The 13,039-nt window shown below is 74.2% G+C and carries 9 protein-coding genes and 1 pseudogene; 5 read left to right on the top strand and 5 right to left on the bottom strand.

The genetic code is table 11. From position 1 onward, the window contains the following. Positions 1–32 precede the first annotated feature (32 nt). Positions 33–1,112 (bottom strand): helix-turn-helix domain-containing protein, encoded by a 1,080-nt coding sequence (locus tag AC0682_RS11375; RefSeq protein WP_478532393.1) that lies wholly within the window; start codon positions 1,110–1,112, stop codon positions 33–35. Between the two features lie 504 nt (positions 1,113–1,616). Here AC0682_RS11375 and AC0682_RS11370 point away from each other — a divergent pair. From AC0682_RS11370 to AC0682_RS11360, 3 genes and pseudogenes are all read left to right on the top strand, one after another. Further along, entirely contained in the window at positions 1,617–3,107 is a 1,491-nt protein-coding gene (locus tag AC0682_RS11370; RefSeq protein ID WP_478532391.1) for a protein phosphatase 2C domain-containing protein, read from the top strand. A 114-nt stretch (positions 3,108–3,221) separates the two neighbouring features. Continuing rightward, positions 3,222–4,964 (top strand): pyruvate dehydrogenase, encoded by a 1,743-nt coding sequence (locus AC0682_RS11365; protein ID WP_478532390.1) that lies wholly within the window; start codon positions 3,222–3,224, stop codon positions 4,962–4,964. A gap of 326 nt (positions 4,965–5,290) precedes the next feature. Then, positions 5,291–5,644, top strand: a pseudogene (locus AC0682_RS11360) (ATP-binding protein); the annotation flags it as partial. 57 nt (positions 5,645–5,701) lie between these two features. On the opposite strand, the gene AC0682_RS11355 reads toward AC0682_RS11360, so the two are convergent. Beyond that, positions 5,702–6,811: a DUF2637 domain-containing protein gene (locus AC0682_RS11355; RefSeq protein ID WP_478532388.1), complete on the bottom strand. Its 1,110-nt coding sequence runs from the start codon at positions 6,809–6,811 to the stop codon at positions 5,702–5,704. A 221-nt stretch (positions 6,812–7,032) separates the two neighbouring features. Next, positions 7,033–7,884, bottom strand: coding sequence for a (2Fe-2S)-binding protein (locus AC0682_RS11350; protein ID WP_478532386.1), 852 nt, complete (start codon positions 7,882–7,884; stop codon positions 7,033–7,035). A gap of 147 nt (positions 7,885–8,031) precedes the next feature. Here AC0682_RS11350 and AC0682_RS11345 point away from each other — a divergent pair, with 147 nt between their 5' ends. Then, positions 8,032–8,826: a GntR family transcriptional regulator gene (locus AC0682_RS11345; protein ID WP_478532385.1), complete on the top strand. Its 795-nt coding sequence runs from the start codon at positions 8,032–8,034 to the stop codon at positions 8,824–8,826. A 184-nt stretch (positions 8,827–9,010) separates the two neighbouring features. Here the strand turns inward: AC0682_RS11345 and AC0682_RS11340 are convergent, their stop codons facing one another. After that, positions 9,011–9,793, bottom strand: coding sequence for a hypothetical protein (locus tag AC0682_RS11340; protein ID WP_478532384.1), 783 nt, complete (start codon positions 9,791–9,793; stop codon positions 9,011–9,013). Positions 9,794–9,955: 162 nt separating this feature from the next. Beyond that, on the bottom strand, positions 9,956–11,827 hold the full coding sequence (locus tag AC0682_RS11335; RefSeq protein ID WP_478532580.1) for a PucR family transcriptional regulator: 1,872 nt from the start codon (positions 11,825–11,827) through the stop codon (positions 9,956–9,958). A 321-nt stretch (positions 11,828–12,148) separates the two neighbouring features. Between AC0682_RS11335 and AC0682_RS11330 the strand changes: the two genes are divergently transcribed. After that, complete coding sequence (locus AC0682_RS11330; protein WP_478532383.1) at positions 12,149–13,039, top strand: FAD binding domain-containing protein; 891 nt, start codon at positions 12,149–12,151, stop codon at positions 13,037–13,039.

Raw genomic sequence — 13,039 nt, 5'->3', positions numbered from 1 at the left:
CCAGCGTGCCGGAGAGCGCACCGCTCCGCCCGTCAGCGCACCTGGGCGACCTGCGCCGACGGGGGCGCGGAGGGCACCCCTGGGGCCACGGCCGCACCGGCACCGCCGGTCCCGCCCGCCCCCTGCGGTCCCGAGCGGGCCACCCAGCCGCGTTCGTACGCGTGCCAGCCCAGCTGGAGCCGGGTGGAGACCCCCGTCAGCTCCATCAGCCCCTTGACCCGGCGCTGCACGGTCCGCAGCCCCAGCTCCAGCTGCTTGGCCACACTGGCGTCGGTCAGTCCGGCCAGCAGCAGCGAAAGGATCTCCAGGTCCGTCGCGTCCGGGCCGACGCCCTCCTCGCGCACCCCGCACCCGCCCTCCCCGAGCCGGAGCGGCAGGGCCTCCCGCCACACCGCCTCGAAGAGGCCCGTCAGCGACTCCAGCAGCCCGCTGGCGTGCACGACGAGGGCGGCGGGCTCGGCACCTCGCCCGGTCAGCGGCACCATCGCCGTGGTGCCGTCCGCGATCACGAGCTTCGTCGGCACCCGGTCCACCACCCGGCACTGCTCGTTCCGGCCCAGCGCCGCCGACAGCTCCAGGGTCCCCGACGGCAGCGACAGCACCTCCCGCTCGACGACCACCCGGGAGGCGACCCCGGGCAAGGCCGCCTGCTCCCCGGACTCGTCCTCCGTGCCGGTCACCGCGGTCGGCACCCCGGTGACCAGGGCGCACACCTCGGACGAGGCCCCCAGCCGCACCTGGTGGAAGCGCTGGGCGACCGCCGCCGCCCCCGTCACCACCTCCACCAGGTCGTGCACCTCGGGCTCGCTCGCCTCCGCCCGGTACTCCTCCGCCAGCAGCGCCGACGCCAGCTCCGCCTGCTCCAGCTCGCGGCGCTGCCGGGTGAGCAGAGCGCCCAGCGCCGCGCCCGGCGGCGCCGCCACCCAGCGGCCCGGGCGGGCCGAGGACTGGGCGGCCAGCCCCTGCTGTCCCAGTCGGCGCAGCACCCGCTCGGCCTCCACCTCGGCGAGGGAGAGCCGGTGGGCGAGGTCGGAGAGTTCCGCCGCCCCGGCCGCCACCAGTACGCGGTACGCGGCCTCCTGCCGCTCGTCGAGACCTATGGCCCCCAGCATTCCCCCGACCTCCCCGGTGTGGTGATCGCGCGTCGCAGCGCCCGTTCCGGCCGGTCGGCGCAGTGGCGGGAAAAGGCCACGGCGCAGACCCGCCGAGCACATCATCCCCCGTACCCCTGGCCCCTCCGCCACTGTCGCGCCACCGCAGTACCGACAACCTCCCCAATACGGTCTCTTGAGCCACTTCGTTTCGGAACAGCCTGGTGAGAGCGGTACGCCCGATATCGCCTACGGCGGTGGGGGCGGCGACACGGCGACAGCCGTACCGGCTCCGCCCCACGGACGGCCACCCTGCGGGCCGAGCTCACGGACGCCGACGGCGACTTCGTGGTGCGGACGGTGAACGGCCCGTGAGCCCTGCGGTGAACCGGTGGTCCGGTACGCCGGTCAGCCGTTGGAACAGTGATCCGCTGATCACACAGACCCTGTTCGAGGGGGAGTTCGCACGCGGGCATTTTCCCGATGCTCCGTTTTCGGGCGGGCTCCGCGGTGGACAATAGGGGCATGAGTCAGCAGGGGGAGAAGCCCGCCGCCCACGAGGACGACTGGTGGCGGAAGCTGTACGACGAGACCGCGCCGGACACGGGTCCGAGCAGCGCGCCCGACAGCCTCGACGACCGCTTCGACTCCGTGTCGGACACGGTGAGCGGGCCGGCGGCCCCGGAGCGGAGACCGGCGCCCGGATCCACACCCGAGACGGGGGCCGGACGGCCGCCCGAGCCGGGGCCCCGAAGCCTGGCGGAGCCGTCGGCGGAGCGGCGACCGGAGAGGCAGGGCCCGCCCGGGCCCCCGCCCGCGGCCGCACCTGCGCCCGCCGTCCCCGGGCCCCGCAGCACCGCCCTCCCCGCTCCCTGGGAGGCGCCCGCGGGCCCGCCCGGGCCCCGTACCTTCGCGGCGCCGAAGCCCGCCGCGCCGGAGCCCGAGGCGGTGGCCGACAAGACCGCCACCGGCCCCGGCGCCCCGCACCGGCTCCCCCCGGACTGGGCCGCGAGTGACGCGCCGGCCGACGGTGGGGGCGGGGCCCGGCCCCTCGTCGACCATCTGGGGGACCGGCCGCCCACCTACGACGCCGACCCCGCCGCGCTGCCCGCCGCCACCTCGGAGAACCTGGACACCCTGGTCCCCGACACCGTGCTGGACGGCGCCCGGTACGGGACGTACACGCTGCGCGCAGCCTCCGTGCGGGGGGACTCCGCCCGGTTCCGGGGCGAGCCCCGGCGGGACGCGCTGCTCACCGCCCGGTTCGGGACCGCCGAGAGCGCCCTCGTGCTCATCGCCGTGGCCGGGGGTGTACGGGCCGGTGAGGGGGCGCACCTCGCGGCGGCCGACGCCTGCCGCTGGATCGGCGGGGCCGTGGCCCGCAGCCACGCCCGGCTCTCCGAGGACATAAGGGCGGGCCGCCGGGCCGACCTGAAGTCGGGGCTGCACCGGCTCACCGACCGTACGTACGGAAAGCTCCGGGCCCGCGCCGCCGAACTCGGCCTGGAACCGCAGGAGTACACCACCAGCCTGCGGTGTCTGCTGCTCCCGGCCGACCCCGGCTGCCGCACCCGGGTCTTCTTCGGCGTCGGCGGCGGTGGCCTGTTCCGGCTCCGGGACGGGCGGTGGCAGGACCTGGAGCCGGTGATGGTGGAGCGGCAGTCCTCATCCGGAGGCGGCGGCGGTGGCGCGCGCGAGGAGGGGGCCGACGGCGACCGGCTGACCATGGACCTTGGGATCACCACGCCCCCGTCCCCGGACGGCGACGGGCCCGCCCCGCCCTCCGCCGAGCTGTTCCGCTTCCGGGCCTCCGTCGCCCGGCCGGGCGACACGCTGCTGCTGTGCAGCAACGGGCTGGCCGAGCCGATGCGCGGCGAACCGGAGCTGCCCGCCGAGCTGGCCGAGCGCTGGGGCCCGCCGGGGCCGCCCGGGCTGCCCGCCTTCCTCGCCGACACCCAGCTCCGGATCAAGGGGTACGCCGACGACCGCACCTGCGCGGCCGTCTGGGAGGCGTAACCGCGCCCGCCGTGGGTTGATGGACTCCAAAGGCCGCACGGTCCGGCCGATGTTTCGGTCTCCGGAGTCCGGACAGCCGACAGGGCACGGAGCAGAGGAGAAGGGCGCGCACCCATGGCCAAGCAGAACGTGGCGGAGCAGTTCGTCGACATCCTCGCCAGGGCGGGCGTCAAGCGCCTGTACGGCGTCGTCGGCGACAGCCTGAACCCCGTCGTGGACGCCATTCGGCGTAACTCGGCCATCGACTGGATCCATGTCCGGCACGAGGAGACCGCCGCCTTCGCCGCCGGGGCCGAGGCCCAGGTCACCGGGTCGCTGGCGGCCTGCGCCGGGTCGTGCGGCCCGGGCAACCTGCACCTGATCAACGGGCTGTACGACGCGCACCGCTCGATGGCCCCGGTCCTCGCCCTCGCCTCGCACATCCCCTCCAGCGAGATCGGGCTCGGCTACTTCCAGGAGACGCATCCCGAGCTGCTCTTCCAGGAGTGCAGCCACTACAACGAGATGATCTCCCACCCGGAGCAGATGCCGCGCCTCCTCCAGAGCGCCATCCAGCACGCCATCGGGCGCGGCGGTGTGAGCGTCGTGACGATGCCGGGCGATGTCGCCTCCAAGACCGCTCCGGACAAGGCGGTCGAGCACGCGCTCGTCACCTCGCGGCCGACCGTACGCCCCGGCGACGACGAGATCGACAAGCTCTGCCGGATGGTGGACCGGGCCAAACGGGTCACGCTGTTCTGCGGCAGCGGGACGGCGGGCGCGCACGCCGAGGTGATGGAGTTCGCCGAGAAGGTGAAGGCCCCGGTCGGGCACGCGCTGCGCGGCAAGGAGTGGATCCAGTACGACAACCCGTACGACGTCGGCATGAGCGGGCTCCTCGGTTACGGTGCCGCCTACGAGGCCACCCACGAGTGCGACCTGCTGGTCCTGCTCGGCACGGATTTCCCGTACAACGCGTTCCTGCCGGACGACGTGAAGATCGTGCAGGTCGATGTGCGGCCCGAACACCTCGGTCGACGCTCGCAGTTGGATCTGGCGGTGTGGGGTGACGTCCGCGAGACGCTGCGCTGTCTGACGCCCCGCGTGAAGCCCAAGGGCGACCGCAAGTTCCTCGACCGGATGCTGAAGAAGCACGCTGACGCGCTGGAGGGGGTCGTCAAGGCCTACACCCGCAAGGTCGAGAAGCACACCCCGATCCACCCCGAGTACGTCGCCTCCGTCCTGGACGACATGGCCGACGAGGACGCGGTGTTCACCGTCGACACCGGCATGAACAACGTCTGGGCCGCCCGCTATCTGACGCCCAACGGCAGGCGGCGGGTGATCGGTTCGTTCAGCCACGGCTCGATGGCCAACGCGCTGCCGCAGGCGATCGGTGCCCAGTTCGTGGACCGCGAACGGCAGGTCGTGGCGATGGCCGGTGACGGCGGATTCTCCATGCTGATGGGTGACTTCCTCACCCTCGTCCAGTACGACCTGCCGGTGAAGGTGGTCCTCTTCAACAACTCCTCCCTGGGCATGGTGGAGTTGGAGATGATGGTCGGCGGGCTGCCCGCCTACGGCACCACCAACAAGAACCCCGACTTCGCCGCCGTGGCCCGCGCCTGCGGGGCGTTCGGGGTGCGGGTCGAGAAGCCCAAGCACCTACAGGCCGCGCTGAAGGACGCCTTCAAGCACAAGGGCCCGGCGCTCGTCGACGTGGTGACCGACCCCAACGCGCTCTCCATCCCCCCGAAGATCAAGGCCGACATGGTCACCGGCTTCGCCCTCTCGGCGAGCAAGGTCGTCCTGGACGGCGGCGTGGGGCGCATGCTCCAGATGGCCCGCTCCAACCTCCGCAACGTGCCCCGCCCTTGAGACCGTGAGCGACTCCCCTCGTCCCTGATGCGCTCCCTGCGCCGCCCGGAGCGCCCCTGAGCGCATCCGCGGGACGGTATTCCCCATGCGCCCCCCGCTGCCTCGGCCCGCGCTCTCCGTGCCCGATCGGCAAGCGTGACCGTGTGCGTACAGGGGCATGCATCCCGTGAGGCTGTTCGACGGGCGGCCGGGACAGAGGAGGTCGGATCGCTGTGCGGGCGGGGGAATCGGTGAAGCGTCAGAAGAGGGATCGGGCCGTCGAGGGGCGGGGCCCTCGCGGGCGGAGACCGGGCGAGGCTCAGCAGCCGGCCCGGATGCGCCGCAGGGTGGGCCATACGGAACGGTCGGCGGTGGGGGAGGTCCGGCGCGAGCTGCGGGAGTTCCTCCGGCACCGCTCCGGCGCCGAACGGATCGATGAGGCGGAGCTGCTGCTGAGCGAGCTGGTGACCAACGCGCTGATCCACACCCGGCACGGGGCGGTGGTCACCGCGACGGCGACGGCCACGGCGCTCCGGGTGGAGGTCCAGGACTTCGAGGCCGATCTGCCCGCACCGTACGTACCGAACGCCGACGACGGCACGCACGGCCGGGGGCTGAACCTCGTACGGAGCCTGGCCGACGCCTGGGGGGTCGAGGTGGGAGCCCTGGGGAAGGTGGTCTGGTTCGAGTTGCGGGGGGGGGGGGGGGGGGAGGCCCCCCCCCCCCCCCCCGGGGGGGGGGGCCGGCGGCCCGCACGCTCAGCCGAACTGCTGCTCCAGATCCTTCAGTTTCTGCTCCAACGAGTCGAGCCGGGGGAGTGTCTGGGTGTCGTCCTCGGCGGTGAGGTCGACGGTCCGCGCGTCACTTGCCGGGTTCGAAGGGCCGAGGCTCTTCGAACCCGAACCGTCCGACGGCTGGGTCGGGCCGACGGCTTGCAGGGATGGCCGGGGTCGCAGAGGCAGCTGACCCGGCTCTGCTATGGCGGGCTCCGCGACGGGCGGCGCCGCGCCGCCCGGGCCCGAGGCCGCCGGGGCGAGGGCCTGGACGTCCACCCGGTGGCCGATGCGGCCGCGCCCCCAGGCCCGGTTCTGCCGGTTGAGGGCCTTGATGTGTGCCCGCTCCAGCTTGGCCTGGTCGCGGCGGCGCAGCCGGTCCTGTTCCCGCTCCTTGCGGTCCTCCCGTACCTCGTCCACCGCCTCGTCCAGGGTGCGCACACCCTCCAGGAGCATCAGCGACCAGGCGCCGAAGGTCTCCCGGGGGGCCCGCAGCCAGCGGACGATCCGGATCTGCGGCAACGGGCGCGGCACCAGGCCCTGTTCGCGCAGCGCGGCCCGCCGGGTCTGCTTCAGCGCCCGGTCGAAGAGCACCGCGGCCGAGAGGGACATCCCCGCGAAGAAGTGCGGGGCGCCCGCGTGGTCCATGCCCCGGGGGGCGTGCACCCAGTTGAACCAGGCGGCGGCCCCGGCGAACGTCCACACCAGCAGCCGGGAGCCGAGCGCCGCGTCTCCGTGGCTCGCCTCCCGCACGGCCAGCACGGAACAGAACATCGCGGCCCCGTCCAGTCCGAACGGGACCAGGTACTCCCAGCCCCCGCTCAGGTTCAGGTTCTGCCGGCCGAAGCCGACGAGCCCGTGGAAGGAGAGCGCGGCGGCGACGGCCGCACAGCAGAACAGCAGGACGTAACTGGCGGTGGCGTACAGCGCTTCCTTGCGTCGCCGGCGCTCCTCGCTGCGTTCCCAGGAGTCGTCGGCCGCGGCCTTGCCGGCGGCACGCCTGCCGCGTGCGACCACCGTCACCGCCGCCATGACTCCCACGAGCAGCACGGCGCCCGGAAGCAGCCAGTCAAGCGATATGTCGGTCAGTCTCATGCGCGGTCCCTTGCGTCACGTAGGGCGTTTCGTGCGCCATCGTGACGGAATTCCCGTCCCGCTCTGCGGGTTTCGGGACAAGAGCACGCCATGGGGGTGGGAGAGGCTATCGATGGGTGGAATCTTCTCGAACTTTCGCCCGGTCGGGCCGAGTTGTGTTCGATTCCACGTCATCCGGAAGGGCGGTGTGGGTCAGGGCCTTCCGTTTCGGTCGGGCCGGATCAGGAAGCGGTGGCGAGCTTGCGGACCCGGTCCGCGTCACAGGTGCGCGGGCAGGTCACGCACGTGTCCTCGGGGCGCAGGGTGTAGAAGAGGCAGCAGCTCGCCCGGTCCCGGGTCGGCAGCGACTGCCCATCGGGGCCGGTCAGTTCGCGGAAGCCCGCGGTGCCGACGTACGGCTTCGTGGTGCCGGGGAGCAGCAGCTCCAGCTCGGCCATCGCGCGGCGCTCCTCGCCGAGCAGGTGCGCGATGTACCAGAGGCCCTCGACGATCTCGTCGGTCGCCATCCCCCACAGCGCCCGCTTCCCCCGCCGCATGCGCGGACCGAAACCTTCCAGCACCGGGGCCAGGTGCTCGGTGAGCGCGGCCAGCACCTCGGCCCGCAGTGCCGCCTCGTCCGGAACCACCCGGGCGCCGGGCAGGTCGGCCGCCGGGTCGTCCGGCAGGCAGGAGAACTCCCTCACCCGCACGGTCAGGTGCCCCAGCGCCCGCTGGAAGGCCACGTCCTCGACCGGGACGCGCGGCACCCGGCGGTGCAGGAACCAGGGCACGGTCACCAGCAGGCAGGCGGGCCAGGCGTACCGGTGGAGGCCGAAGCTGGCCACCACGTCGGGGCGGGCCTGCTGTCCGTAGTCCCGGAGCACCTGGGCGTCGTCCCAGGCCAGGAAGGAGTCCACGGCGGCCCCGCCGGCGGCCAGCTCGGCCGCGCCGACCCAGCCGGCGCCTGTCGGGGCGCTCGCGTCCTCGTCGAGCACCTCGGCGCGCAGACCGGGGAAGACCTCGGTCAGGCGGGTGTACGCGGCGGTCACGGGGGACGTCGTCGCGGCGCCGGCGAGCAGCGGGGTGAGGGTCATGCAGGGACCACCGAATCGGGATCGTGTGCAGGTAAGCCTTACCTTACCCGACGCCGTCGATGTTTGAACTGCGGCCTCCTCCCTCTATCGTGCACGGGGGGCCGGGCGCACGCGACCCGGCCCGCGCGGCAGGCCGAGGAGGTCCGGGTGGAGCAGGACAGCGCGCGAGAGGGCGTACGGCGGCCGTACGCGCCCGGCGCGTCCCCGGGCACCCCGCCGACCGGCCGGGTGCCCGAACAGTTGCGCGTCGGCCGTCCGCGGGACCCGGGGAGCGCCCTGGCCCGGGGCGAGCACACGCACGGCGAGCCGCCCGCCCCCCGTGTCGTCCGTCACTCCGTCCGGGGCCAGATCCTGGAGGCCCTGCGTGCCGCGCTCGTCGACGGCGAGCTGATCCCCGGCCAGGTCTACTCCGCCCCCGCACTCGGCGCCCGCTTCGGGGTCTCGGCCACCCCGGTTCGCGAGGCGATGCAGCAGCTGGCCACCGAGGGTGCCGTCGAGGTGGTGCCGAACCGGGGCTTCCGGGTCAGCGAGCGCGGGCCGCGGGAGCTGGCGGAGCTGGCCGAGGTACGGGCCCTGATCGAGGTGCCGGTGATGCTCCGGCTCGCCCGCACCGTCCCGGCGAAGCGGTGGGCGGCGCTGCGGCCGCTGGCCGACGCCACGGTCGCGGCGGCGGCGGTGGGCGACCGGGCGAGCTACGCCGAGAGCGACCGGGCCTTCCACCGGGCGGTCCTCACCCTGGCGGGCAACGAGCAGCTGGTGGCCATCGCCGAAGAGCTGCACCGGCGCTCGCAGTGGCCTCTGACAGCAGGCCCCGCCACCCGCCGGGCCGACCTGCTGGCCGACGCCGCCGAGCACACCGCGCTGCTCGACGCCCTGATCACCCAGGACCTGGCGGTCGTGCAGGCCCTCGTGCGGGAGCACTTCACGGGCGCGGACGTCTGAGCGGGAGCGAACGTCCGAGGGGGCGCTGACCTCTGAAGGGGCGTCGACGTCCGCACGGCGTGTGCGGGCTGCTCCGTACGCACGGCGCGGCCGTCCGGATCGCGCGGGCGTGCGCGCCCCTCCCCGGCGGGGAACGGCGCGCACGCCGACGGCGGGGACGCGCCCGCCCCAGGCGGTACGCCCCTCAGCTCGCCTCCGCCGGTCGCGGGCCCGGGACCCCGAGGTGCGGGGCCAGCCAGGTCGGCACCCCGCCCAGCAGCCGGAAGAGCCGCCCCGCCTCCGCACGCAGCCGGGCCGCCTCCGGTTCGGGCTCCGCCTCCGCCAGCGAGATGAGCGCAGGGGCCGTACCGACCAGATAGCCCAGTTCCTCCCGGATCCGCAGCGATTCCGCGAACCCGTGCCGGGCCTCGGCCAGCTCGCCCTCCTGGAGTGCGAGGGCGGCGAGGTGGCGCCAGGTGGAGGAGAGCAGCAGTTCGTCGCCGCGCGCGGCCGCCCCGGCGTGCGCCCGGCGGTAGGCGGCGCGGGCGGACTGCGGGGCGTCGGCGATGTTCTGCGCGATCAGCCCGCGCCGGAAGTCCAGCAACGGCCGCCCGGGCGCGGTCGGGGCCAGCAGCGCCGCCGCCCGGCTGAGTGCGACGCTCGCCTCGTCGGCCCGGTCCCGTACGCCCAACAGAGTGGAGGCGTAGGCGAGATGGCCCCGCTCGCAGGCGGCCTGGCCGCGCTCCTCGTCGGTGCGGGCCAGCGCCTCGGCGCTCCGCAGCGCGTCCTCGGCGTCGGTCCACCCCTCGCCGGTGTAGAGACACCGCTCCGTCAGCAGGGCGGTGCGCTGGAGCGCCGCCGCCGGGTCGCTCGCCGCGTGCGGCTCCAGCAGGGCGGCCGCATCCGTCCAGCAGGCGCGGGACCGCAGCCGCCATACCGCTGTCTGGAGCGGCGGATCGTCATCTGCTGTCGTTCCGGAACCAGACATGGCGGTATCCGCCACATTGCCCTCCCCGAGCGCGCCATTGTGCTGTTGAGTACCGCCGCATCTCAGCACGGATCGGCACGCCGGGCCAAGAGGTCCGACCGATGTCAGGTGAAGGAATTCACAAACGGGGGGAGCGGGCCCGCGCACGGCGGGGCGCACGGGTCAGCTCATACGCAGGGCGAGGAAGAAGTCGAGCTTGTCCTCCAGCCGCGAGAGGTCACGGCCCGTCAACTGCTCGATGCGGCCGACACGGTAGCGCAGTGTGTTGACGTGGAGGTGCAGCCGGGCCGCGCAGCGGGTCCAGGAGCCGTCGCAGTCCAGGAAGGCCTCCAGCGTCTCGATCAGCTCCGCGCGGTGGCGCCGGTCGTAGTCGCGCAGCGGGTCCAGCAGCCGGGCGGTGAAGGCGCGGCGGACGTCGTCGGGGACGAACGGCAGCAGCAGCACGTGCGAGGCCAGCTCGTGGTGGCCCGCCGCGCAGACCCGGCCCGGCCGGGCCGCCGCCACCCGGCGGGCGTGCCGGGCCTCCTCCAGCGCCCCGCGCAGCCCCTCGGCCGAGTGCACGGCCGCGCTCACCCCCAGGGTCAGCCGCCCGTCGTCGGCGAGCCCCGCCGAGAGCGGTTCGCGTACGGCGGCGAGCAGCGCGTCCGCGTGCAGTGCGGGGTCCTGAGGGGCGGCCGGGGTCGCGGCGGTCGTGGGGGCCGCGCCGGTCCCGGGTTTCGCCCCCGCCCCGGCCGCCGCCGCGGCCCCCGTCCCCGTTCCGGCCGTGTCCCTGGTCTCCCGTACGGCCGCGTCGGCACCCGCCGACGGGCCGGTGGCGGTGTCGGTGGCGTCACCTACCGTGTCCGGGAGGGGGGAGGGCCCGGCAGGCAGCGGTACGAGCGCGATGGCCTCCTCGCCCGTGTGCGCGACGGCGATCCGGTCGGCCGAGTCGGGGCCGCTGACCGCCGGGTCGACGAGGATCTCCTCCAGCAGCGCCTGGGCGACCGGCCCGCCCGCGATGTCGCCCGGGACCCCGCCCGGCGCGGTCGCGTCGGCGGCGGTCCAGTCGACCCGGGCCACCACGACCTGCCACTGCGGGGCCACGCCGAGGCCGGGCAGCAGGACCGGGGCGGCGACCCGGAGCCGGGCGGCGATCTCGGCCGGGGCGGCGCCCGCCTGGACCAGCTCCAGGACCTCCTGGGCGAGCCGTCGGCGTACCGTACGGGCCGCCTCGCGGCGGTCCCGCTCCACCGCGATCAGCTGGGTGACGCCCTGGAGCAGGTCCAGCCGGGCGGCGGGCCAGTCCGAGGCGTCCGCCTCCACGGCGAGCAGCCAGTCCGAGAGGACCGACTCCCGGACGTCCCGGGCGGCCGGGACCGCGCCCCGGCCGGTGTTCCGGATCGGGAAGAGCGAATACGTCGTCCCTGCCACGGCCGCCCGGTGCGGGGCCCGGCGTCCGGTGCGGGTCGCGGCCAGATGGTGGCCGGCCAGTGTCGCGCCCAGGGGGCCGGGCAGCGGGGTGCCCGCCCCGGCGATCTGGCGGCCGGTGGGGGAGAGGACCCAGGCCCGCAGGTCCAGGTCCGAGGTGAGCAGGTCCAGGACCACTTCCGGGCCGCCGCCCGCCGGGCCCGAGGTCATCAGCCGCCGGTGGCGGTCCACCACGGCCGCCAGGTCGCCCGCCCGCTCGCCGGAGACCTGGCGTACGACATGCTCGGTGATCGTCGCGAACGCCACCGTCTCGTGCACCGCGAAGAGCGGCAGCCGGTGCCGGTCGCACGCCTCGACCAGGTCGGCCGGGATGTCGCCCAGCTCCGCCTCGCCCGCCGCGAGACCGGCCACCCCCGCCCCCGCAAGGATCCGGACGAACGGCTCGGAGTCGCTCGCGTCCCGGTGCCAGGCCAGACCGGTGAGCACCAGCTCGCCGCCGGAGAGGTAGCGGCTGGGGTCGCGCAGGTCGGTCGTCATGACGCCCCGGACCGTGCGGTCCAGCTCGTCCTGGCCGCCGAGCAGCCGCAGGCCCAGCGCATCGGTCTCCAGCAGGGCGCGCAGCCGCATCTCGTCGCCGCCGATCTTTCCGTAGGGGTGGGAGCAGGTGGGGGAAGCCGGGAAGGGGTGGGGGTGGGGGACCACAGGGGTGGACGGGTACCTGTGAATTACGGCGAGGTTACTGTTCCCCGCCATTCGTTCGAATCTACAAGACGAGGACGGAGACCAGCCAACTGCTTCAGTGTTTCGGTGACTGCACCCGCCGGGTCCTGGCTTGTGTACTGGGTCACACACCACGTGAACACCACATGAACGAGCCATACGAGCCAGTCGCGGGCCGGCCGTCCCCAGCCCCGGTGAACGACCCGATTGAGAAGAAGAGAGCCACTCATGGACTTCCTTCGCCCCGCCAGCTGGGAGGAGGCGCTCGCCGCCAAGGCCGAGCACCCCACGGCTGTGCCCATCGCGGGCGGTACGGATGTGATGGTCGAGATCAACTTCGACCACCGGCGGCCCGAACACCTCCTTGACCTGAACCGCATCGGTGAGCTGTCGGAGTGGGAGGTGGGCCAGGAGAGCGTACGGCTCGGCGCCTCCGTGCCGTACAGCTCCATCATGGAGCACCTGCGCACCGAGCTGCCGGGTCTGGCGCTCGCCTCGCACACCGTCGCATCGCCGCAGATCCGCAACCGCGGCGGGGTCGGGGGCAACCTGGGCACCGCCTCGCCCGCCGGTGACGCCCACCCGGCGCTGCTCGCCGCGGGGGCCGAGGTGGAGGCCGAATCCGTACGCGGGACGCGGCTGATTCCTATCGACGCTTTCTACACGGGCGTCAAGCGCAACGCCCTGGCGCCGGACGAGCTGATCCGCGCCGTGCACATCAGGAAGGCCGACGGGCCCCAGCAGTACTCCAAGGTGGGTACGCGCAACGCGATGGTCATCGCCGTCTGCGCCTTCGGCCTCGCCCTGCACCCCGAGACCCGCACCGTGCGCACCGGCATCGGCTCGGCCGCCCCCACGCCCATCCGGGCCCAGGAGGCCGAGACGTTCCTGAACGCCGCGCTGGAGGAGGGCGGGTTCTGGGAGAGTGGCAAGATCATCACCCCCGCCATCGCCCAGCAGTTCGCCGCCCTCGCCTCCGGCGCCTGCAATCCGATCGACGACGTCCGGGGCACGGCGAAGTACCGCAGGCACGCGGTCGGCATCATGGCCCGTCGCACGCTCGGCTGGACCTGGGAGCAGTACCGCGGCGCCGGCCGCACGCTGGAAGGAGCTGCGTAA

The sequence above is a fragment of the Streptomyces sp. NPDC043746 genome (assembly GCF_056436485.1).
The sequence above is the reverse complement of the archived record's forward strand: the minus strand, read 5'-3'. Positions and strand labels throughout refer to the sequence as shown.